This is a genomic window from Cohnella sp. GCM10027633 (genome assembly GCF_042675445.1).
GTDB lineage: Bacteria > Bacillota > Bacilli > Paenibacillales > Paenibacillaceae > Cohnella.
Genome location: NZ_JBHTGV010000005.1, coordinates 364,480 through 386,934, shown reverse-complemented (window position 1 = coordinate 386,934; position 22,455 = coordinate 364,480). Strand labels below are relative to the sequence as shown.

The window sequence follows — 22,455 nt, the reverse complement described above, 5'->3', positions numbered from 1 at the left end:
AGTCGTCCAATTAGACGACTGTCGGAACGGCCTTTCGTTCTATCGGCTCAAGTGCCGCAAAATGTACGGTAAGGTCCCGCCGAGCAAGCCGGCGGAGCCGCATACTCCTCTTGCTCCGGCGCACGGTCGTGGTCGTACGGCTTAGAGAGCGCGGCGAGCAAACGCTCCATGACGGCATAATCGCCTCGGCCCGCCGCTTCGAGCGCTTCCTCCACTCGATGGTTACGGGGAATGACCGCGGGATTGCTCGCGCGCATTCGCAGCTTCGAGTCGTCCGGCGACTCCCGCTGTCTGCCCAGCCTCGCTTGCCACCGCTCTTGCCACTCCGCGAACTCAGGCGTTCCGAACAGGGCCCCGTCGTCCCTCGTATCCCGCGTCAGCTCACGGAACGTATTCGTGTAATCCGCCCCGACCTTCTGCATCTGATTAAGAAGGTCTTCGACGAGCGCTTCGTCCTGCTCCTCTTCGCCCGCGAGCCCGAGCTTCGCCCGCATGCCGCCGATCCAATGGCGGTTGAAGTGCTTCGCGTAATCGGCCAGCGCTTCCTCGGCGAGCTTGATCGCCTCTTCCTCTTCCGCGTGCAGCAGCGGCAATAACGTCTCGGCGAACCGCGCGAGATTCCAACCGCCGATCGATGGCTGATTCCCGTAGGCGTAGCGGCCGTGCGTATCGATGGAGCTGAATACGGTCGCCGGGTCGTAGGCGTCCATGAAGGCGCATGGACCGTAGTCGATCGTCTCGCCGCTAATGGCCATGTTATCGGTGTTCATGACCCCGTGGATGAACCCGACGAGCTGCCACTTCGCGATGAGCGAAGCCTGACGCTCGATCGTCGCTTGCAGAAGCGCGAGATACCGATGCCCGCCCGCGGCGATGTCCGGATAATGCCGCTGCAGCGTATAGTCCGCCAAAGCGCGAAGCTCCTCTACCGATCCCCATACGGAAGCATATTGGAAAGTCCCGACGCGAATATGGCTGGCTGCCACGCGGGTCAGCACGGCGCCCGGAAGCACGGTCTCGCGATAGGTCGGCTCGCCCGTCGTCGCGACCGCCAGGCTGCGAGTCGTCGGAATGCCGAGCGCATGCATCGCTTCGCTGATGATGTATTCGCGCAGCATCGGCCCGAGCGCGGCCCGGCCGTCGCCCCGCCGGGAATAAGGCGTCGGGCCGGGGCCCTTCAGTTGGATATCGAACCGCTCGCCACGCGGCGTGAGATGTTCGCCGAGCAGCACCGCCCGGCCGTCCCCCAATCGGTTGAAATGGCCGAACTGATGCCCCGCGTACGCTTGGGCCAGCGGCTCGGCCCCATCGGGAATCCGGTTGCCGGCGAACGTCTCCGCGCCGACGTCGCCGCGCAGCGCCTCCGCGTTTAATCCGAGCGCCTCCGCCAATCGCTCGTTCAGGACTGCGATAGCAGGCGCCCGGACAGGCTCGGGATTCTGCCTCGTATACAATATTTCCGGTAAGCTCGCATAGCTGTTGTCGAAGTTCCAACCCGGCTGCCGTGCAGCTTGTTGCTCCGTCATCTTATCCCCTTCTTTTCCGCGGTTAGGTTTGTTTCTCATTATACCCTTTCTTCCCCCGTAACGCAGAGCTAGGCTTCCGCATAGGATGTTGCATGAATATGCGGCTATCGTCAACTTGAAACGGAGGGTACCACCATGAGCTCGCAAATCCCGGCGAATCAGGCGAACCAAGCGCTGCAAGGGGCGCAGACGGTTCAACCGAAGCCGATCTATCAGTGCGATCACAAATTACGCCAGACGCTGCGATCCGTTCACGACCATCTTCATCAGCTATGCGCCGCCCATACGAATCGGCCCGTCAAGGTCGAGACGGTCGACGGCGACGTCTTCGAAGGGCACATCGTGCATTGCGACAAGGGCATCGTTTACTTGTGCCTCTCGAACGAAGGCGCGGCACGAGGGTTTTTCCCTGGCCCCGGTTTCGGCGGTCCGGGCTTCGGCCCTGGCTTCGGCGGTCCCGGGTTCGGCCCCGGGTTCGGTCCGGGTTTCGGCCCCGGCTTTAATCCGTACGGCAACGCCGTGCTGCCCCTCGTCCTGTTCAACCTGCTTGCCATCTCGCTGATCTAACCTATGCGAAAGGAGTGATCCGCATGGCCTTCATGCCTCCGTTCGGTCCGCAAGGCGGCACGCAGCCGCCCACTTCGCCGCCGCCTTCCGCGGTTCCGCCGAAGCCGATGACGGCGACGTTCGCCGTCGACCCGGGCGCGATTGCAGGCTGCCTGTTCCGCAATACGTATATATGGCCGCGCAACGGTCAGGGCTTCTGGTTCTATCCCGTCTTCGTCGGCCGGACGTCCGTCTCGGGCTTCCGCTGGAACGGCTTCTTCTGGATGTTCTCCGGCTTCGACCTTCAGCGCATCGAGTCGTTCACTTGCTACTAACCGCCGCAATCGGGAAGAGCATGCGAGAAACTTGTCTCGCATGCTCTTCTTCGCGTCTCGTAGCTTAGTACTTCTTGGAAAAGTCGACCAAGTTGCGCAATCGCCCCGTCTCGCCGGACAAGTAGGTGCCAAGATTCGAGACGAATAGCCTGACGAGCCGCTCCGTGTTGCGTACGGTCATGCCGCCGGCATTGTGCGGCGTAAGGATGACGTTGGGCAATGCCCAGAGCGGATGTTCCGCCGGAAGAGGCTCCTGCTCGAACACGTCGAGCCCGGCTCCCGCGATATGCCCTTGCGTAAGCGCCGCGACCAGATCGTCCGTCCGCACCGTCGCCCCGCGACCGACATTAATGAAATAAGCGCTCCGTTTCATGACGGCGAACCGTCCGGCATCGAACAGATGGCGCGTCTCGTCCGTCAGCGGCAGGATGTTGACGACGTAATCCGCTTCCCGCAGCGCATCGTCGAGGCGGGCCGTCTCGAATACGGCGTCCGCCTCCGGCATCGGGCCACCCGAGCGGCGCACGGCCAAGACGCGCATATCGAACGAGCGCGCGAGCCGCGCCACTTCGCGGCCGATCTCGCCGGCTCCGACGATCGCGACGGTGCCTCCGTTCATCTCCGTAAGCGTCGCCGGGCTCTCCCATGTCGCCGTCCGCTGGTTGCGAACGGCTGTCGCAATGCCGCGCGACAGCCCCAGCATCATCGCGACGGCCGTCTCCGACACCGACTTCGCGTGCACGCCGCTCGCGTCGGTCAGCAGCACGTTGCGCGATTCCACCAGATCCAGCGGCAAGCTGTCGATGCCCGATGACCAGCTCTGCAGCCAGCGAAGCTTCGAGCCTTCCTGCAGCGAGATCTCCTTCACCTTCGGATGCCCGCCGAACACGATCTCCGCCTCCCGGAAATCCCCCTCGCCCGGCGCGGCATCCTGGCTGAATCGAATCTCGCATCCCGGCGCCGCGCGCTTCACGGCCTCCCGTTGTTCCTCGGTCATATCGAACAAACATAGTATCGTTCTCATTCGGTTACATTCCCTCCAGTCAGGATAATCGACAAATGCGTCGGCAATAACTTAACCTATCATAGCGTGAATACAACGTTAATGAAAAATAAATAGACAGTCATTCTTTAACGAATGACTGTCCGCTCCTATCACCCAACAGCTATTATCTGACCCGCAGAATCGCCGCTTGTTGTGTCCCAAGCCATTGAACGTCCAGTCCGATTTCCTCCGCGAAAAACCGCAAAGGCACGAACGTCCGGTTTTTCGAGATGAACGGCGAGACGTCCATGTCTTTCACGAAGTCGGCGCGGCCTTCCTCCGATCGGCGTATATCTTTGCGACCGATGTTCAATTCGATCGTTACTTTATCATCGGATAAGAGCACTTTACTGCCGTCTTCCGAGAACTCGACCTTATAACCGAGCGCTTCGGCGATCTGACGAACGGGCACCATCACTCTCGCATCCACGAGTCTCGGCTTGGCATCGAACGATACGACGGTTTGTCCGAGAACGACGCGAATTTCATCTCCGTACGATATACCTGCCGGAAGCGAATACGGAACGATTCGGCGAATAGCGTCATTGCCGGAATCCGCGACGTAGATCGTACCGTCCGATGCGATAGCGACGCCTTGCGGCGTATCGAACAGAGCGCTCGTTTCCGTTCCGTCGCGCATTCCCGATACTCCTTGAACTCCGTTGCCCGCCAAAGTCGAGACGATTCCACCCCGCAAATACCGTATGGCATGATTCATGGAATCGGCTATGACCAGTCCGCCCTTCGCGTCCAAAGCTATCCCTTGCGGAGAACCGAACAACGCTTGGGAACTTGTCCCGTCCTTGTAACCGCCTTGGGCGTAGAGAGCGTCTTCCTTGTACTTCGGACTCGTGCCGGCAACCGTGACTACCGTACCAAGGGTTAGATCGATATAGCGAATTCTATGATTGCCGGTATCGCTAACGAATAGATTGCCCTTCGCGTCGATCGCGATACCGGATGGCTCGTTGAATAGCGCAAACGAGAGGTCTCCGTCTCGGTAGTCCCCTGCCTTCTTCACGACCCCGGGGTAGACTTCCACGACTCTGCTCGATATGGCGTTCAACGTCGTCGTCGTTCCATCCGGCTTGATTCGCCGGATCGCGTGATTCAACGTATCCGCTACGTATACGGTCCCGTCTCCGGATACCGCGATTCCCTCCGGATGTTGGAAGGAGGCCGCCTCTCCCATGCCATCCTTGCTGCCGATGACTCCGTTGCCGGCCAACGTCGCGACCTTACCGGTCGGATAGATCCGCCGAATGGAATGATTATCGCTATCCGCAACGTATAGGCTGCCATCGGGGCCGGCCGCGATCGCGGACGGAGAACGGAACATGGCCGTATCCCGGTTTCCGTCCGCGAAGCCGCCTGAGGGATATCCGTTCCCGTCACGGAACAGCAAGCCTGCCAGACCGGCGAATGTCTCGAATTCCCCGTCTTTCAGCCGTCCGATATGATGATTATCGACATCCGCGACGTATAGAGATCCATCCGTCCCGATCGCCAATCCTTCGGGCATCCGGAGGTCGGGGCGACGATCGCCCACCTCGTTGCCGATAACCGTTGATACCTGTTGCATGACTTGTCCGCGGTCGTTAAGCAAAGGCGCGCGCGAATTTGCTGCGCCATTCGCCAATGCTTCGGTACCGGAAAAGATCATTATCGTAACGACGGACGCCTGTGCCGCTAATCTTAATAATTTCATATGAGCTCCTCGATGACATTTTTGAACCCGCGACTAGTTTCCTACAGAAATCGCCGCGGGCAATCCGACCGCTCCGTTCGTTAATTCCATCAAGGTCTCTCCGGCTTTATCTACGAATCTCGCGTAGACTAACCGAATCGTACCGGTTCCGTCCGCGATGAAGGGGACTGTCGCGATGACACCATCGGCAATTTCGGCTGAGGTAGTCGTTCCGTAGAGCGTCGCGGCGTATATCGTTTCCGTTACCGGCCGCCCGTCGACGATCGCGGTTACGTTACGAATCGCGTCCACGCTGCTCGCAGAAGAGAAGAAGCTATCGTTCAACATCCGCTCCTGCGAAATATCGCCCCGGATCCCGCTTTCGGCAACGAAATGAAACTCCACGGCATAGAACGCCTTAGCGCCCGTGAATCCCCTGAGTTTAATCGCTACGTCGACACCTTGCGCCGAACGCTGTCCGCTTGCCGATATTGCTGGAGCGACTTCCGACGGGCCGGATGTACCCGGTTGCAAGGGACCCGGCGTCGAAGGACTCGACGCCGCCAGCTTATCGCGATCCGTTAAATATCTCGCGAGTTCCTCGGCGTTTAATCCCCCGACGTAGGATTGCTCGGCTTGACGTTGAAGTTCAGCCAACGCCGTTCGATTCGCTTTCGCTTGCGCTTCGCTCTGAGTCACGATTCGGTTCAGCGCGCCTTGAAGCAAGTCTGTCAGTCGTTGCTCCAGCGTCGACCGGTCGGCTTCTTTCTCCCGTTGCGAGGCCGATAATCTTGCCAGCTCTTCTTCCTTCCGCTGCGCGGCTTCGGGATCAATCCCCGCCTCTAGGTCGAGAGGCGCCACTTCCCGGATATCGATATCGCGTTCCGTCCCTTGAATGCGTTGATTGGTCTCTCCGATTAGTTTCAAGAACTCGGCCGATTCTTCCGGGTGCATGCGGACGGAAGCCGCGGCGACGTTGGACAACAATCCCTCGATGTTGGCTTTGACTCGTTCCAGCATCGCTTCGTTCGGCACCGATAAATCCGAAGTCACGCCGTCCCGTTCGACACCTTTCTGTTCGCCGCTCGTAACGGAAGTTGCCAATTGCCGAATGAACATCTGGTTTTCTTCAAGGATAGCCGGAGCGCTCACGATGAATGCCCGCAAGATGTTCGTATCCGATTGCGAAACCACGCTCGATACGTCCATGATCCCCACGCCGCTATCTAACCGATCGGGGAGATCCGCCGTGTCTACGTTCAACTGCTGCGTAGGGGCTAAAAGCACGCTTGAACCGAGTTGTCCATCCGCCAGCGTCGCGGTTACGAGTCCGGAAGCGACGCCCACGTACAGCGTGCCGTCGGCCCTTACCGTAACGAGAAAGTTCGTGCCTCTAGCTTCCAACTTCGCTCCCGGCGTCTCTACGATATCGGTCTGACCGTTTTGTAGCCCGCGAATCGAACTCCACATCGAACCTTTACGAATCTTGATACCGAATTGCCCGCTCTTCAGCTTCGAGATCACGGCCTTCGAATCGGACCCTAGCGTCCGATCGGACTCCGGTTTCGCGACGCGGAACGCCACGCTTGCTTTGTCCCCTGTCGTCAAGGTGTCTCCTTGCCGCAACGGCATGTTGACGAAAGCGGGAATCGGATGCGATCCCCCAGCCGGCGTTACGGTGACAACGCCGCTTACGGACGTAACCCAAGCGGAGGGAGTTGCTTGCGCGTAAGCCGTACTTTCCAAACCGCCGGCAAGCAGAACGATTCCAAGCAGCAACGCAACAACCGTTTTCAGTCGTCGAATCATTTCTATTTCCCTCCTTGCAGGCCGCTCAGCGCGGACTTTAAGCTTAACAACCGTTGCTGTTGCGCAATGAAAGAGATCTTGCGGTCCAGGTCGTCCGAAGCGGACAGGCGATCCCTTGCCTTTCGCAAATGACCGTTCGCCTCGTATAATTGGCCGTTATGTACGAGTAGATCGCCGATCAGCGCGTCCGCTCTCCATTGGTGTATCTCATGGTTCGCGCCAACAAGCCCTCTATACGTATCGAATCCTTGCGCGGAATGACGCGCATGTTCCATGGCACGGCCTAGCAGCTTCTGGGCTTGTACCATCGCAATGCAGGCCAATTGATAGTGCGCGTCGGGGAAATCCGGGTGAATGGTCAACGCTTTGCGATAGCATTGTTCCGCCGCATCGAGTCGGCCCTGCGAATAGTGAGCTCTGCCCATCAGCATATGAATCTCCGCCATCCGGCCGAAGCGCGGATTATTCTCGCCGAGCTTCACGACGTTGTCGAAGTAGCCAAGCGCTTGATCGGCATTACCGGAATCCATCGTTTCGCGTCCCAGGAAGTACCACCAACCGGGATTATCGGGTTCCTCCTCGGTCATCTTTCGGAGCAAACCGATATTGCGTTCGATTTTATTTTTAAGCGACTTAATGTCGGGTTCGTATCCGTCGTGGTGCAACCGAATGCGTACTGGTTTGTGCAGCACGTTGGAGGTGTAGATGCCTTCCCGCTCGGTCGCGAGCTGCTCGTGAATTCTTCCGCTATACCGTAGTCCTCTATTCGTCGGGAATATCCGCGACACGGAAAACTCCATGATTTCCTTGCCGTTGACATGATTGACCAGGCAGGGTTGCAAGGAAGGGATGAACTTCATGGTATCGAACATCCCCGCGGCGATGCGAACGATCTCTCTGTCTTCGGATTCCAGCCACTCGTCCGCATCCAGCCAGAATACCCAGTCGGATGTCGTCCGCGCCAGCGCTTCGTTGCGCAGCGCGGCGAAACTATCCTCCCACTCCGTCTGATACAATTTCACGTCGGGGTATTGTCGAATCAGCGATAACGTTCGATCCGTCGAACCGGAATCGACGACGATGATTTCATCGAACGCTCCAAGAATGCTATTCAAGCAACGCTCGATGCATCTCTCTTCGTTTTTGACGATAATGGCGGCGGTCACCGTTACCTTAGGCACTTGAAGCAATGTCTCGATATCGGGGCGTCCCGCGCCGCCGGGCACTCGGTCCAGCTGCTGCTTCATATGAGGCATCCACTTCGCTTCGGGATCGAGCAAATACGCCCGATTGAATAGCGACTCCGCTGCACGGCCGTAACCTTGCATCATTAAGGCTTCGCCCAGCAATACCCAACCTTGACCATCGATCGGATATTGCCGGACATGGGCGATGCCCAATCGCTCCGCTTCTGTATAACGACGTGCATGAATATGATCGGCTATCGCCTGGTGACTTGGATGCATGCGAAGTTCCTTTCCTTCGATCGGAATTGACGACCGGATTCGAGATTATCGATTCAAGATTATTGATTCAATCTTACGGAACAAAGCGTCCATGAATAACCATCGGTCGCCATGATTCTGAAGACGAGCGTCGTCGATACCCCGGAGAAATAGAGTACGTTGCCATCTATCCAAGCCGAATACGCGCTAGAGTAGGGGCCAACGAATGTATAGGCAAGTCCGTCCCCGTCGCGATCAATGAAATAACTGCTCAAATCAACGGAAGCGAAAGTCCCCGATGCGCTAACCGGCGGCTGCGCCACCGCCTCCGGCGCGAAGTTGATGGAGTACGTCTTCTCCGCATACAGCCCATGGCTATCCGTCGCCCTCACCCGGAACGAAGTCGGCCTCGTCGGCGTTCCGCCGATATGCAGCGTCGAACCGCTGATCGACACGGACATGCCGCTGGCAGGGTTGGGTCCGTCCACAATGGTAAACCCGACCAGATCGCTTGTGCCGTCTCGGTCGTGGAATTCATCGTAGAGACCGAAGAAATCGGTCGCGTATGCCGTGCTTGTCGGGTTATAGACGACAATTGCATGGGTATTCCACGCGGTCGGCGCGTAATTGATAGCTGCAAGACTTACCGTGTTGAGTACCGTGTAGTTGCTGTAGCTATCCCGTGCCCCGACTCTCAACTCGACAGGCCGCGAGATTCGACCGTCGACATACAACGAGCTACCTGATATCCATGCCGCGTATGCACTAGAGTATGGGCCGGCGAACCAATATTCGAGCCCGTCTCCGTCGCGGTCGATGAAATAACTTCCAAGATCGATGTTCGTGAAATCACCGGACGGAATTATCGGAGGCTGCGCCACCGCTTCCGGTGTGAAATTCAGCGTGTACGTTTTCTCCGCGTACAGACCTTGGCTATCCGTCGCCCGTACCCGGAACGACGTCGGCATTGTCGGCGTTCCGCCAAATTGCAGCGTCGAACCGTTGATCGATACGGACATGCCGCTGGCAGGGTTCGGTCCGTCGACGATCGAGAAACCGGCCAGGTCGCTCGTGCCGTCTCTATCGTTGAATTCATCGTAGAGACCGAAGAAGTCGGTCGCGTAAGCGGTGCTTGTCGGGTTATAGACGACGATCGCTTGCGTATTCCATGCGGTCGGCGCGTAATTGGTAGCTGCAAGACTTACCGTGTTGAGTGCCGTGTAGTTGCTGTAGCTATCCCGTGCCCCGACTCTCAACTCGACAGGCCGCGAGATTCGACCGTCGACATACAACGAGCTACCTGATATCCATGCCGCGTATGCACTAGAGTATGGGCCGGCGAACCAATATTCGAGCCCGTCTCCGTCGCGGTCGGTGAAATAACTTCCAAGATCGATGTTCGTGAAATCACTGGACGGAATTATCGGAGGCTGCGCCACCGCTTCCGGCGTGAAGTTGATCGCGTACGTTTTCTCCGCGTACCGTCCCTGGCTGTCCGTCGCGCGCACCCGGAACGTCGTCGGCATTGTCGGCGTTCCGCCAAATTGCAGCGTAGAACCGTTGATCGATACGGACATGCCGCTGGCAGGGTTCGGTCCGTCGACGATCGAGAAACCGGCCAGGTCGCTCGTTCCGTCTCTGTCGTTGAATTCATCGTAGAGACCGAAGAAGTCGGTCGCGTATGCCGTGCTTGTCGGGTTATAGACGACGATCGCTTGCGTATTCCATGCGGTCGGCGCGTAATTGATAGCTGCAAGACTTACCGTGTTGAGTACCGTGTAGTTGCTGTAGCTATCCCGTGCCCCGACTCTCAACTCGACAGGCCGCGAGATTCGACCGTCGACATACAACGAGCTACCTGATATCCATGCCGCGTATGCACTAGAGTATGGGCCGGCGAACCAATATTCGAGCCCGTCTCCGTCACGGTCGGTGAAATAACTTCCAAGATCGATGTTCGTGAAATCACTGGACGGGGTTATCGGCGGCTGCGCCACCGCTTCCGGCGCGAAGTTAAGCGCGTACGTCTTCTCCGCATACTGCCCCCCGCTATCCGTTGCGCGCACGCGGAACGAAGTCGGCATCGTCGGCGTTCCGCCGATTTGCAACGTCGAGTCGCTGATCGATACGGACATACCGCTATCAGGGTTCGGTCCGTCGACGATCGAGAAACCGACCAAGTCGTTCGTGCCGTTCGGGTCCGTGAATTCGTTATGCAGCTGAATGTAATCGAATGCGTACGCGACGCTCGTCGGATTGTACACGACGATTGCATGCGTATTCCACGCGGTCGGCGCGTAATTGGTAGCTGCAAGACTTACCGTGTTGAGTGCCGTGTAGTTGCTGTAGCTATCCCGTGCCCCGACTCTCAACTCGACAGGCCGCGAGATTCGACCGTCGACATACAACGAGCTACCTGATATCCATGCCGCGTATGCACTAGAGTATGGGCCGGCGAACCAATATTCGAGCCCGTCTCCGTCACGGTCGGTGAAATAACTTCCAAGATCGATGTTCGTGAAATCACTGGACGGAATTATCGGAGGCTGCGCCACCGCTTCCGGCGCGAAGTTCAGCGCGTACGTCTTCTCCGCGTACAGTCCCCGGCTATCCGTCGCCCGCACCCGGAACGACGTCGGCATCGTCGGGGTTCCGCCGATGTGCAGCGTCGCGCCGTTGATCGATACGGACATACCGCTGGAAGGGTTCGGTCCATCGACGATCGTGAAGCCGACCAGATCGCTTGTGCCATTCGGATCCGTGAATTCGCTATGCATTGGAATGGTATCTGTCGCATACGCGACGCTCGTCGGATTGTACACGACGATTGCATGCGTATTCCACGCCTCCGGCGCATAATTCGCGGCCGCCAAACTGACCGTATTGAGCGCCCCATGGCCGCTCTGGCTGTCGTATGCAATTACTCTCAGCTCTACCGGCTTCGTTATCATGCCGTTGATATATAGCATGCTGCCATTCGTCCATGCCCAATAGGCGCTAGAGTAAGGACCCGCAAACCAATAATCGAGACCGTCACCGTCGCGATCGAGGAAGTAGCCGCTCATGTTAACCGATACAAAGGTTCCCGATGTGCTTACCGGCGGCTGCGCCACCGCTTCCGGCGCGAAGTTCAGCGCGTACGTCTTCTCGGCGTACAGTCCCCGGCTATCCGTCGCCCGCACCCTGAACGACGTCGGCATCGTCGGGGTTCCGCCGATGTGCAGCGTCGAGCCGTTAATCGATACGGACATACCGCTGGCAGGGTTCGGTCCGTCGACGATCGTGAAGCCGACCAGATCGCTTGTGCCATTCGGATCCGTGAATTCGCTATGCATTGGAATGGAATCTGTCGCATACGCGACGCTCGTCGGATTGTACACGACGATTGCATGCGTATTCCACGCCTCCGGCGCATAATTCGCGGCTGCCAGACTGACCGTGTTAACCGCCCCATGGCCACTCTGATTGTCGTATGCAATAACTCTCAACTCTACCGGCTTCGTAATCATGCCGTTGATATATAGCATGCTGCCATTCGTCCATGCCGAATAGGCGCTAGAGTAAGGACCCGCAAACCAATAATCGAGGCCGTCACCGTCGCGATCGAGGAAGTAGCCGCTCATGTTAACCGATACAAAGGTTCCCGATATGCTGATTGGCGGCTGCGTCACCGCTTCCGGCGCGAAGTTCAGCGCGTACGTCTTCTCCGCGTACAGTCCCCCGCTATCCGTCGCCCGCACCCGGAACGACGTCGGCATCGTCGGGGTTCCGCCGATGTGCAGCGTCGCGCCGTTGATCGATACGGACATACCGCTGGAAGGGTTCGGTCCGTCGACGATCGTGAAGCCGACCAGATCGCTTGTGCCATTCGGATCCGTGAATTCGCTATGCATTGGAATGGAATCTGTCGCATACGCGACGCTCGTCGGATTGTACACGACGATTGCATGCGTATTCCACGCCTCCGGCGCATAATTCGCGGCCGCCAAACTGACCGTATTGAGCGCCCCATGGCCGCTCTGGCTGTCGTATGCAATTACTCTCAGTTCTACCGGCTTCGTAATCATGCCGTTGATATATAACATGCTGCCATTCGTCCATGCCGAATAGGCGCTAGAGTAAGGACCCGCAAACCAATAATCGAGGCCGTCACCGTCGCGATCGAGGAAGTAGCCGCTAATATTAACAGAAACGAAGGTTCCCGATGTGCTGACCGGCGGCTGCGTCACCGCTTCCGGCGCGAAGTTCAGTGCATATGTCTTCTCCGCATACTGCCCTTGACTATCCGTAGCCCGCACCCTGAACGACGTCGGCATCGTCGGGGTTCCGCCGATGTGCAACGTTGCGCCGTTAATCGATACGGACATACTGCTGGCAGGGTTCGGTCCGTCGACGATCGAGAAGCCGACGAGGTCGCTCGTTCCGTCTCTGTCGTTGAATTCATCATAGAGACCGAAAAAGTCGGTGGCGTAAGCCGTGCTCATCGGGTTATAGACGACAATTGCATGGGTATTCCACGCGGTCGGCGCGTAATTGGTAGCTGCGAGACTTACCGTGTTATATGCGCTGCTGTAGTGATCCCCTGCTCCGATTCTCAACTCGACAGGATGCGAGATTCGACCGGCGACATACAACGAGCTACCCGATATCCATGCCGAATACGCGCTCGAGTAAGGACCGGCGAACCAATATTCAAGACCGTCCCCGTCACGATCGGCGAAATAACTTCCAAGATCGATGTTCGTGAAATCAGCGGACGGAGTTATTGGCGGTTGCGCCACCGCTTCCGGCGTGAAGTTCAGCGCGTACGTCTTCTCCGCATATAGCCCTTGGCTGTCCGTCGCCCGCACTCGGAAAGACGTCGGCATCGTCGGAGTTCCGCCAATGTGCAGCGTCGATCCGCTTATCGATACAGACATACCACTGGCAGGATTCGGTCCGTCGACGATGGAGAAGCCGACCAGATCGCTTGTGCCGTCCCGGTCGTGGAATTCATCGTAGAGACCGAACAAATCGGTCGCGTATGCCGTGCTTGTCGGGTTGTAGACGACGATCGAATGGGTATTCCACGCGGTCGGCGCGTAACTGGTAGCTACGAGACTTACCGTGTTGTATGCAGTGTAGTTGCTGTAGCTATCCCAAGCTCCGACTCTCAATTCGACAGGCCGTAAGATTTGACCGTCGACATACAACGAACTGCCCGATATCCATGCCGTATAAGCGCTCGAGTAAGGCCCGGCGAACCAATATTCGAGCCCGTCTCCGTCGCGGTCGGTGAAATAACTTCCAAGATCGATGTTCGTGAAATCACTGGACGGCGCTATCGGCGGCTGCGCCACCGCTTCCGGCGCGAAGTTCAGTGCATATGTCTTCTCCGCATACTGCCCTTGGCTATCCGTAGCCCGCACCCGGAACGAAGTCGGCATCGTCGGCGTTCCGCCGATGTGCAGCGTCGAGCCGTTAATCGATACGGACATACCGCTGGAAGGGTTCGGTCCGTCGATGATCGTGAAGCCGACCAAGTCGCTCGTTCCGTTCAGGTCCGTGAATTCGTTGTACAGGCTCACGACATCGGCCGCATACGCAACGCTCGTCGGGTTGTAGACGACAAGAGCATGCGTATTCCATGCTACTGGCTTATAATTGGTTGCCGCGAGGCTCACCGTATTGATCGTCCAGGAATCGGCATAACCGTCCCATGCACTGATACTTAAATCTACCGGTCTTGTTATTTCTCCGTTGACATAAAGCACGCTTCCATACGTCCATGCCGAAAATGCGCTGGAATAGGGGCCCAAGAACATGTAATTCAAGCGATCTCCGTCTCGGTCCAAGAAGTAACTGCTCATGCCGACAGAGACAAAGGTACCCGACGGGATAACAGACGGCTGTGCCACCGCTTCCGGCGCGAAGTTCAGCGCGTACGTCTTCTCGGCGTACAGTCCTTGGCTGTCCATCGCCCGCACCCGGAACGACGTCGGCATCGTCGGCGTTCCGCCGATGTGGAGCGTCGCGCCGCTGATCGATACGGACATGCCGCTGGCAGGGTTCGGTCCGTCAAAGATCGAGAAGCCGACCAGATCGCTTGTGCCGTTAGGGTCGGTGAATTCGTTGTACAGGCTCACGTTATCGGCCGCGTACGCGACGCTCGTCGGATTGTAGACGACGATCGCTTGGCTAGTGAACGCATGCGGAGGAAGATTTATGTATACGGAAGAGGACAAAGACGGGACATAAGCCGGTTCCACCGAGTTTAACAATTTTCGGATATCGCCAGCATTAATCGCCGTGGAACTGGTCTGGATGTATTTAACGATATCTCCGACATCCAGCCTGCCGTCAATGCCGGAATCGATAACGCGAATGACGAACGTATGCGTCTTGCTGCTGCGGCTGTCGTAGACCTGCATGCTTAGATAAGTGCTCCCCTCCTTGAGGGGTTCTATCGTAATGCTATTGCCCGAACTCGTCGTAATTTTGATAATCGAACTGTTGTAAGCATCGATATCAAAGTCGAATTCAGGTCCGAAATCGATTCGGTACTTTTTATTCATGGGAATCGTTACGTATTGAATCGACGTATCGCCCGTCGTAGGCGCGGATGCCGACGCGATTCTCACGATTTGCGCGGTCTGAGGCGACAATACGAGAGCCATCGAAATCGCGACCTTCGTTTTTTTGACGAAACCGAGTTTCTTCTTCCGATTACGAGACATCTTGATACCTCCATAGTTACCAGGTCCTAGATCCTTTATCGGATGTTTTGTATGGAAAATTTAGGGATGCATTCAAATATAATAGAGCCGCTACATATAAAAAGAGCACGCAAGGACCTCCTCGCATGCTCTCATCGCATATGTGGTCAAAGATCAGAATAGGTATACCGCACCATTACATCGATGACACCATTCGCCTTCCAAATTCTATCGATGCAACCCATATACGTTTGCCTTGCTCAACTTGCGCACCGCCGCGACCTCTTCCTCCGACAGCGCCGGCACGTTCGCTGCCGCGACATTACGCAGCAGCTGCTCGCGCGAGCTTGCCCCGGGAACGACAGCGGCGACGGCGGGATCGCTAAGCGAATAGCGTATAGCAAGCTGCGTCAGAGATCTCCCGTCGTTCGTCAGCGGCCGAAGCCGCTCGCGAAGCTCGACCAGCTCCTCCAGCTCGTAGTCCGGTACGCCCTTGACGGGCTCCCGGTTCGCCGCAAGCGCGCCGCTAGCCAGCGGACCGCGAGCGATGACGCTCACTCCCCGTTCCTGCAGCAGCGGAAGCACCGTCTCTTCCGCTCGACGATCGACGATGCTATAGGGGTTCATGACGCTGACGATTCCGGAACGCGCGACATACTCGCGTATGACGTTCGGACGAATCGAAGAGATACCGTAAGCGCGGATCACGCCCTCCTGCTTCAGTTGCTCGAACGCCTCGATTGTCTCTTCGATCGGATCGTCGATCGTGCCCCCGTGAAGCTGATAGAGATCAATATAGTCGGTGCCTAGCCGCTTCAGGCTGTCCTTGACCGCCGATAGAATATAAGCCTTGGACGGGTCCCATGTCCATCCGCTCTGCCCGGGCGCTCGCCGGTTGCCGACCTTCGTTGCCAGCACCACCTTCTCGCGCCGCCCTCGAATCGCCGCGCCCACGATCTCCTCGTTGCGTCCGCCGTCGTACAGATCCGCGGTATCGAGCAGATTGACGCCCTGGTCCAATGCCTCGTGAACGATGGAGACCGCCGTTCGCTCCTCCGTGCCGAGCGACATGCAGCCGAGCCCAATTTCGCCGACGAATAGATCGGAGCCGCCTAACCGATTTTTTCTCATATACGCTTCGTGCCCCTTCCGAGATCATAAAAGGCCGCCGACGTCGTCGACAGCCCCTCTACTGTTCAACTCACCCTATTGTAACCTTACCCTTCGTACGCGCGCATCAACGAATCGAGATCGATCTTCGCCTTCGTCGCGAGCAGCGCCTTCATGACCCGATCCGTTCGAGCCGCGTCGCCTCCGCCGATCAGCTCGTTCAGGTTCGACGGCACGATCTGCCAGGAAACGCCGAACTTATCTTTGAGCCAGCCGCACGCCTGCGCCTTCTCGTCTCCGCCCTCGGACAGCTTGTCCCAATAGTAGTCCAATTCCTCTTGGCCGTCGCAATGAACGATGAACGAGATCGCTTCCGAGAACTTGAAGTGCGGACCGCCGTTCAAGGCGACGAAACGTTGCCCTTCCAGCTCGAAGTCGACGGTCATGACTTTGCCCTCCGAGATGCCTTCGCCCTCGTAATGGGTTTTGCCGTAACGCTTCACGCCGAAGATGCGGGAATTCTTGAAGATCGACGTGTACAGCTTCGCCGCCTCTTCCGCCTGCGTATCGAACCACAGGTTCGTCGTGATCTTCTGAACTCTGCCCTCGCTCATCGTTCCGCCGCCTCTCATTCTGTAAAATAATAGTATTTTCTATAGCATATCAGGGTTAGAAGAGAGAAACAAATCACTGCCATTAAAGCTTAATCACACATGATAATGTTTGAGTCTATAAGGTCCGTAAAACTACGTAAACCTTATCATTTGCATGAATGTACTACAATGGGGCTGTAATGCCATTCGACAATCGGGGAGGAATTCGAATTACGACTATCCACGCTATCGAAACGAACGGCTTGCGCAAGTCGTTCGGCAAGCTGGAGGTGCTCAAGGGCATCGACCTGCAAGTTCGTCAAGGCTCCGTGTACGCCCTGCTGGGACCGAACGGCGCCGGCAAAACGACGATCGTGAACATTCTGTCCACGCTCATGCGCGCGGACTCCGGACAAGCGCGCGTCTTCGGACATGACGTCTCGCGGGAGCCTGATGCGGTCAGGAACCGGATTGGACTGACCGGCCAATTCGCTTCCGTCGACGAGGAGCTGAGCGGGCGCAACAATCTGTATCTGTTCGCGAAGCTGCTCGGTTATGCGAGCCGGCCCGCGCGGGCGAGGGCGGAGCTGCTGCTGGAGGCGTTCGGCTTGGCGGAAGCCGGAGACCGGCCCTCCAGCCAATATTCCGGCGGCATGAAGCGCAGGCTCGATATCGCGGCGGCGATGCTCGCGATGCCGGATTTGCTATTCCTCGACGAGCCGACGACCGGGCTCGATCCGCGAAGCCGCAACGAAGTGTGGAGCATCGTGCGCGCTCTCGTCGCGCAAGGAACGACGGTGCTGCTGACGACGCAATATCTCGACGAAGCGGACCGGCTCGCGGATCGCCTCGCCGTCATCGACGAGGGAACGGTGATCGCAGAAGGAACGGCCGCCGAGCTGAAGAAATCCGTCGGATCGGGCACGGTTCACGTCCGGTTGAACGATCCGGCGAGACGAGAAGAAGCAGCGCGTATCGTAAAGGCCGTACTGGGCGAGACCGCAAGGCTGGACGATGATCCCGCGGCTCTCTCGGCCACGGCGCGCAGCAACGCGCTGGCCGGCGAAGCGCTCGCCGCGCTCGTCAGGGCCGGCATCGAAACCGAACAGTTTTCCGTAGGATTGCCGAGCCTGGACGACGTATTCTTATCCCTGACCGGGAAGAAGACCGGCAACGACAAGGAGGCGTCCGCATCATGAGCGAGCTCAATAGGAACCCCGCCAACCGAACGACGAACGCGCTCCTTGAGCTTCGCACCGCGATCCGACCGCAGCGGCCCGGCAAAGCAAGCGCGATCGGCTCTTTCGTCTGGCGCGCCTGGAAACGAACGATGAGCATGATCGGATACCTCGCCATCGACGTCGTTATTTTCCCGGTCATCTTTCTCCTCATCTTCACCTATCTGTTCGGAGGCGCGATCAGCGGATCGTCCGACGAATACCTTCGGTTCCTGCTGCCCGGCATGCTGATCTATACGGTGACGACGATGACGATCTATATCGGCATCTCGATCAAGACCGACTTGGACCGCGGCGTGTTCAACCGGTTCCGCACGCTTCCGTTCTGGCAACCGGCGGCGATTATCGGCAATGTCGTCGTCAATGTCGCGACTTATGCGGCCGCGATCGTCACGACGCTGTTGATGGGCATGCTGCTCGGCTTCCGGCCGGATGCAGGCGCCGCCGGCGCGGTGCTAGGCATCGTATTCGCCGTATTCTACGCGTTCAGCATCAGCTGGATCTTCGCCTGCATCGGCATCGTCGCCAAGAAGACGGAGTCGATCAACGGCATGTCGTACATCGTCCTGTATCCGCTCCTCTTCACGAGCAACGTCTTCGTCGATACGGACACGATGCCCGACTGGCTCGGCGGAATCGTTGCCTACAATCCGATCAGCCTCGCTTCGACCGCGGCGAGAGGCATCATGCACGGTACCGCCTCGGACGGCGACCTGTACCGGGCGATCGGCTTTCTTGCCGCGTGCATGGCCGTCTTCATGACTCTCGCTTTTCGGCTGTACAGGAACAAAGCCAAGTAAACGAACCGAAGACCGGCCGCGATGGTCGGTCTTCTTGTTTAAATCCGGACCTCGTCCACCTCCGATTCGAGGAATCGGACAAGGAACAAGGCAATACAATCTCGTGAAGAAGCGACAAGGACGGGGTGAAGCCCATGCGCCGCCATAAGCGGCATATCGTAATCGTAGTCGTCCCGATCTCGCCGGCGGCGATCAGGAAGTTCGTGCTCATCGACATCGTAGGCGGCACGGCTCTCTATTACCTGCTCAAGCTGCCGCTTCACTCCGTGCTGGCGGCGACGCTGGGCAGCATGGCCGGTCCGATTCTCATCCGACGCTCCCTGGACCGTCCCCGCAAGCAGCGCTAGGGGTTAACCGATGAGCCGGACGAGAGCCAAGTAACCGAGCAGCGCGACTCCCAGCCAAGCTGAAAATGCGTAATTCGCGCGCGCGAAGACGAACACCGGCTTGCCGAACAGCCCGGCGAGCAGATTGTTCACCGCGGACGCCGGGGAGATCGGGTTGGAAACCGCCCAGCTGCCGAGCAGCAGCAGTCCGAATTCCTGCGGGCTCAAATGCACGGCCGCGGGCGCGATGCCTGTCGCGAGAATCGTCACCGGCACGATCGGGTGCAAGCCCGCGAGCGAAGTTCCCGCCACGAGGAGCACCGCCAGCAGGGAGAACGACAGCGGGACCGGAAGCGGCAGCGCGTCCAGCCACACCGGCAGCGAGGCGCCGAAGCCGGTCGTGCCGATCGAGCCGCTGAAGAAGCCCGCCGCCAGGAAGAGCGTAATCTCCTTTTTCAAAGCGGGCAGCGTCGTCGAATAATGGCTCGCGAGTCCTTGCCGATACGTCGCCAGCCGCCCCTTCGCAGCGCACCAAGCGAGCGGGAACGCTGCCGCCGCTAAGCACGTCACGAGCACCATCGGTAAATCGACCGCGTGCTCGAGCAGCACGATCGCGGCGATCGCCGAAGCGAGGTACATGGCCAGCCCCGCCGGGAACGGCGCCTTGCCCGCGGGCTTCGCATCTGCGTCTGCGGGAATGGACGAGCCTTCCTCTCCGGCGGGCTCCTCTTCAGGCTCGCGCAGCTTGCGATAATCGACCGCTAGACCGACGACGAAGCATAATGCCGCCAAGCCGAGCAGGTACGGAATCAGCTCGGACCACCGTAGCGACAGCGCGGACGTGACGAGCGCCATCGCTGCAAAATACGGCGACCAAGCGATCGCCCCCGCGAATCCGCGGTTCAGGGCGTTGGCCAGCAGCCGGGACAGCTTCTCGGTACGTGGCTTTACGAACGCCAGATGATAGACGACGGAGATCGAACCTACGTTGATGAACGCGCCCATGATCTGCGTCATGAGCTGCGTGCCCGCGTACGTGACGGTCCGGCTTCGCAGCTTCGTCTCGTAGAACCGCCGCAGCGCCTCCGCGTAATCCGGCAAGCGTACCGGTATGCCGAACAGCGGAGCGAAGACGAACAGCGTCGCGATCGTCACGTTCAGGCTCGCCGCGGCGAACCAGGCGTCGGCATCCGCTTGCTGGAACAGCATGAGCGCCGCGCCGGCGGCCATGAAGGCGACGGTTAGCCATAGCGTCATGCCGCGCAGCCCGGGAAGCAGCCAGGCGATCGCCGCGAACACGAGCACGCCGAGCGTCGGCGACAGCCATTGCCAATGGGTCAATTGTTGCGCGATGAACGCCGCGGCGAGCGTCAGTATCGCGATCCGGTCCGCGCTTGCGCGGGCGGCCTTAGGCATGCTTACTCCTTCTTTCCTTGAAGCAATCGTCCGATCGGTGCATTCTTCCTTAATCTATAACCCTCAGGTTGCCACACGTCACCCTGAGATGCAATGGTTTAATGACGAGAACCAGTAACCCGACTTTTCCCGCCTATTGCCCGCCGGAGCGCCGATTCCCCGCCAGTAACCCGACTTTTCCCGCCTATTGCCCGCAAGAGCGCCGATTCTCCACCAGTAACCCGACTTTTCCCGCCTATTGTCCGCCGAAGCGCCGAGTCCTCGCCAGTAACCCGACTTTTCCCGCCTATTGTCCGCAAGAGCGCCGATTCCCCGCCAGTAACCCGACTTTTCCCGCCTATTGCCCACCGGAGCGCCGAGTCCTCACCAGTAACCCGACTTTTCCTGCCTATTGTCCGCCCGAGAGCCGATTCCCCGCCTGCAACGACGCGCCACAACAAAAAAAAGGAAGCCGCCATCGCCATGGCGGCCCCCCTCTCGTTACTTACCTCGCGAACCGATGCGTCCCGATCGTATCGATGACCGTGAGTCCGGACCAGAACGCGCCCTTCGTCACCTTCGGATTGTAGAAATAGACCGCGTCCTCGACGTTGTTCTTCCCGTTCAAGGCATCCTTGGCCGCGCGCAGCGCCGTCGCCTTCGGCACGCTCTTGTCGAGCAGCCCGTTGTGCGCTGGCGGGAACTGCTTGCCGGAATAGATAACGTCCTTAATCGTGCTCGGGAACCGCGAGTCCTTCACCCGGTTCAGAATAACGTTAGCGACCGCGAGCTGGCTCTCGTAAGACTCGTAGCCGGCCTCGACTTGCGTGATCTTAGCCAGCAGCAGCAGATCCTTCTCCGCGAACGGCTTCGCCTCATGCTCGAAAATCGAAGGAATAACGACGCGGAGCTCCGCGCCCGCTTCGACCGTCGCGTCGGCGCCCAGCTCGTTGCGCTTCAGCAGCTGCTTGGCGCTCGCGTCGCTCGTCTCGGCGATCGCGGCCACGCCGACTTCCTCGGTCACGACGGCCAGCGGCACGGGCGTCAACGTCGCGATCCGCTCTTCGTCGTTCCAGTCCACCTGCGCGTGCAGCAATTCCGCCGCGTCGCGAAGCGGCACGTACAAGCGTCCGTCCGTCTCGAATGGAACCGCATCCATAACGTAGCGAGCCCCGTTGAAATACACGACCGGCACCCCGTTGCCGAGCACGATCTTGTCGCCGACGGCGTTCACGATCGTCGCTTCCTCGTTGACCGCGTCCCAGTCGACCTTCGCCCCGAGCACCTTCGCAAGTTGCGCCACGGGCATATATAGCTTATTCGCTTTCACTCTTGCCGGGTCGGTCAGCTTGACCGTCTTCCCGTCGAGCATGATGGTCATGTCTTCCGCTACGGTCGCTTTCTCCTGCGCCGCGACCGCCGTCATCGGCATCGTCGCCAACAGCAGCCCTGCCAGCAACGCAAGGAACATCGGCTTGCCCATCCGCATTTGCATCTTCTGTACCAGACTCATCCTCGGACTCCTTCGCCAACCTTCGCTTTTGTTACAGGTTATAGGAATCCGCCGCGACTGTAAACATTTATGAGACGGTTTTCATTTTTGCCTAGCGGGCAGTTAGGTGCCTTCCGGGACGTCGCATATCATCTGCGCGCCCTCCATTCCCATGCCGTCCGACGGCTCGGATAGGCTGCGTAGCGGCACCTCGAATTCCTCGTCCGGCCTTCCCAACGGATAAATCCGGGCCGTCCCGCCGTCCGCGTCCACATGCTGGATATAGACGCGTTCCCCTTCGCAAGTGACGTTCTCCATGACCGGGGATGCCGCGATCTCCTGCGCTCGGTGAATGTTCATCTGTCGTCCTCCTCGATATACATAATCTTCGTCGGGCTCGAATTACCTCACCC

At 58.5% G+C, this 22,455-nt stretch carries 16 protein-coding genes; 5 read left to right on the top strand and 11 right to left on the bottom strand.

Going from position 1 to position 22,455, the window contains the following annotated elements; genetic code table 11:
- Positions 1 to 47: 47 nt before the first annotated feature.
- A complete protein-coding gene (locus tag ACFQZG_RS15205) occupies positions 48 to 1,526 on the bottom strand; it encodes a protein adenylyltransferase SelO (RefSeq protein WP_378153926.1) in 1,479 nt (492 codons plus the stop codon).
- 135 nt (positions 1,527 to 1,661) lie between these two features.
- On the opposite strand from ACFQZG_RS15205, the gene ACFQZG_RS15200 reads away from it, so the two are divergent.
- Together ACFQZG_RS15200 and ACFQZG_RS15195 are read left to right on the top strand one after the other, a co-directional pair.
- Positions 1,662 to 2,093: a hypothetical protein gene (locus ACFQZG_RS15200; RefSeq protein WP_378153924.1), complete on the top strand. Its 432-nt coding sequence runs from the start codon at positions 1,662 to 1,664 to the stop codon at positions 2,091 to 2,093.
- 23 nt (positions 2,094 to 2,116) lie between these two features.
- Positions 2,117 to 2,407, top strand: a complete 291-nt coding sequence (locus tag ACFQZG_RS15195) for a transporter (RefSeq protein ID WP_378153922.1) — start codon at positions 2,117 to 2,119, stop codon at positions 2,405 to 2,407.
- A gap of 64 nt (positions 2,408 to 2,471) precedes the next feature.
- Here ACFQZG_RS15195 and ACFQZG_RS15190 read toward each other — a convergent pair whose 3' ends face one another.
- From ACFQZG_RS15190 to ACFQZG_RS15160, 7 genes are all read right to left on the bottom strand, one after another.
- Complete coding sequence (locus ACFQZG_RS15190) at positions 2,472 to 3,431, bottom strand: D-2-hydroxyacid dehydrogenase (protein ID WP_378153920.1); 960 nt, start codon at positions 3,429 to 3,431, stop codon at positions 2,472 to 2,474.
- A 145-nt stretch (positions 3,432 to 3,576) separates the two neighbouring features.
- Positions 3,577 to 5,034, bottom strand: a complete 1,458-nt coding sequence (locus ACFQZG_RS15185; protein WP_378153918.1) for a stalk domain-containing protein — start codon at positions 5,032 to 5,034, stop codon at positions 3,577 to 3,579.
- A 159-nt stretch (positions 5,035 to 5,193) separates the two neighbouring features.
- Positions 5,194 to 6,948, bottom strand: coding sequence for a FecR domain-containing protein (locus ACFQZG_RS15180; protein WP_378153916.1), 1,755 nt, complete (start codon positions 6,946 to 6,948; stop codon positions 5,194 to 5,196).
- 2 nt (positions 6,949 to 6,950) lie between these two features.
- On the bottom strand, positions 6,951 to 8,348 hold the full coding sequence (locus tag ACFQZG_RS15175) for a glycosyltransferase (protein WP_378153914.1): 1,398 nt from the start codon (positions 8,346 to 8,348) through the stop codon (positions 6,951 to 6,953).
- A gap of 125 nt (positions 8,349 to 8,473) precedes the next feature.
- Entirely contained in the window at positions 8,474 to 15,109 is a 6,636-nt protein-coding gene (locus tag ACFQZG_RS15170; protein WP_378153912.1) for a hypothetical protein, read from the bottom strand.
- Positions 15,110 to 15,316: 207 nt separating this feature from the next.
- Positions 15,317 to 16,219: an aldo/keto reductase gene (locus ACFQZG_RS15165; RefSeq protein WP_378153910.1), complete on the bottom strand. Its 903-nt coding sequence runs from the start codon at positions 16,217 to 16,219 to the stop codon at positions 15,317 to 15,319.
- A gap of 86 nt (positions 16,220 to 16,305) precedes the next feature.
- Positions 16,306 to 16,812 (bottom strand): VOC family protein, encoded by a 507-nt coding sequence (locus ACFQZG_RS15160; RefSeq protein ID WP_378153908.1) that lies wholly within the window; start codon positions 16,810 to 16,812, stop codon positions 16,306 to 16,308.
- Between the two features lie 179 nt (positions 16,813 to 16,991).
- Here ACFQZG_RS15160 and ACFQZG_RS15155 point away from each other — a divergent pair, with 179 nt between their 5' ends.
- From ACFQZG_RS15155 to ACFQZG_RS15145, 3 genes are all read left to right on the top strand, one after another.
- Complete coding sequence (locus tag ACFQZG_RS15155) at positions 16,992 to 17,990, top strand: ATP-binding cassette domain-containing protein (protein ID WP_378153906.1); 999 nt, start codon at positions 16,992 to 16,994, stop codon at positions 17,988 to 17,990.
- Entirely contained in the window at positions 17,987 to 18,829 is an 843-nt protein-coding gene (locus tag ACFQZG_RS15150) for an ABC transporter permease (RefSeq protein WP_378153904.1), read from the top strand. The genes ACFQZG_RS15155 and ACFQZG_RS15150 overlap by 4 nt, the downstream gene beginning before the upstream one ends.
- Positions 18,830 to 18,963: 134 nt before the next feature.
- Positions 18,964 to 19,176 carry a hypothetical protein gene (locus ACFQZG_RS15145; protein ID WP_378153902.1) on the top strand — a complete coding sequence of 71 codons (213 nt, stop codon included), beginning with the start codon at positions 18,964 to 18,966 and terminating at the stop codon, positions 19,174 to 19,176.
- Between the two features lie 3 nt (positions 19,177 to 19,179).
- Here ACFQZG_RS15145 and ACFQZG_RS15140 read toward each other — a convergent pair whose 3' ends face one another.
- The 3 genes from ACFQZG_RS15140 to ACFQZG_RS15130 all read right to left on the bottom strand — a co-directional run bounded on the left by ACFQZG_RS15140 (position 19,180) and on the right by ACFQZG_RS15130 (position 22,402).
- Positions 19,180 to 20,571 (bottom strand): hypothetical protein, encoded by a 1,392-nt coding sequence (locus ACFQZG_RS15140; protein WP_378153900.1) that lies wholly within the window; start codon positions 20,569 to 20,571, stop codon positions 19,180 to 19,182.
- 484 nt (positions 20,572 to 21,055) lie between these two features.
- On the bottom strand, positions 21,056 to 22,063 hold the full coding sequence (locus ACFQZG_RS15135; protein WP_378153898.1) for a cell wall hydrolase: 1,008 nt from the start codon (positions 22,061 to 22,063) through the stop codon (positions 21,056 to 21,058).
- 102 nt (positions 22,064 to 22,165) lie between these two features.
- Positions 22,166 to 22,402, bottom strand: coding sequence for an H-type small acid-soluble spore protein (locus tag ACFQZG_RS15130; RefSeq protein WP_378153896.1), 237 nt, complete (start codon positions 22,400 to 22,402; stop codon positions 22,166 to 22,168).
- Positions 22,403 to 22,455: the final 53 nt, after the last annotated feature.

Bases quoted from the DNA above. Each gene is read 5' to 3' on its own strand.
- ACFQZG_RS15190 (WP_378153920.1), bottom strand. From the start codon at position 3,431: ATGAGAACGATACTATGTTTGTTCGATATGACCGAGGAACAACGGGAG.
- ACFQZG_RS15155 (WP_378153906.1), top strand. From the start codon at position 16,992: ATGCCATTCGACAATCGGGGAGGAATTCGAATTACGACTATCCACGCT.
- ACFQZG_RS15195 (WP_378153922.1), top strand. From the start codon at position 2,117: ATGGCCTTCATGCCTCCGTTCGGTCCGCAAGGCGGCACGCAGCCGCCC.
- ACFQZG_RS15205 (WP_378153926.1), bottom strand. From the start codon at position 1,526: ATGACGGAGCAACAAGCTGCACGGCAGCCGGGTTGGAACTTCGACAAC.
- ACFQZG_RS15160 (WP_378153908.1), bottom strand. From the start codon at position 16,812: ATGAGCGAGGGCAGAGTTCAGAAGATCACGACGAACCTGTGGTTCGAT.
- ACFQZG_RS15140 (WP_378153900.1), bottom strand. From the start codon at position 20,571: ATGCCTAAGGCCGCCCGCGCAAGCGCGGACCGGATCGCGATACTGACG.
- ACFQZG_RS15145 (WP_378153902.1), top strand. From the start codon at position 18,964: ATGCGCCGCCATAAGCGGCATATCGTAATCGTAGTCGTCCCGATCTCG.
- ACFQZG_RS15130 (WP_378153896.1), bottom strand. From the start codon at position 22,402: ATGAACATTCACCGAGCGCAGGAGATCGCGGCATCCCCGGTCATGGAG.
- ACFQZG_RS15180 (WP_378153916.1), bottom strand. From the start codon at position 6,948: ATGATTCGACGACTGAAAACGGTTGTTGCGTTGCTGCTTGGAATCGTT.
- ACFQZG_RS15200 (WP_378153924.1), top strand. From the start codon at position 1,662: ATGAGCTCGCAAATCCCGGCGAATCAGGCGAACCAAGCGCTGCAAGGG.
- ACFQZG_RS15165 (WP_378153910.1), bottom strand. From the start codon at position 16,219: ATGAGAAAAAATCGGTTAGGCGGCTCCGATCTATTCGTCGGCGAAATT.
- ACFQZG_RS15135 (WP_378153898.1), bottom strand. From the start codon at position 22,063: ATGAGTCTGGTACAGAAGATGCAAATGCGGATGGGCAAGCCGATGTTC.
- ACFQZG_RS15150 (WP_378153904.1), top strand. From the start codon at position 17,987: ATGAGCGAGCTCAATAGGAACCCCGCCAACCGAACGACGAACGCGCTC.
- ACFQZG_RS15170 (WP_378153912.1), bottom strand. From the start codon at position 15,109: ATGTCTCGTAATCGGAAGAAGAAACTCGGTTTCGTCAAAAAAACGAAG.
- ACFQZG_RS15185 (WP_378153918.1), bottom strand. From the start codon at position 5,034: ATGCAACAGGTATCAACGGTTATCGGCAACGAGGTGGGCGATCGTCGC.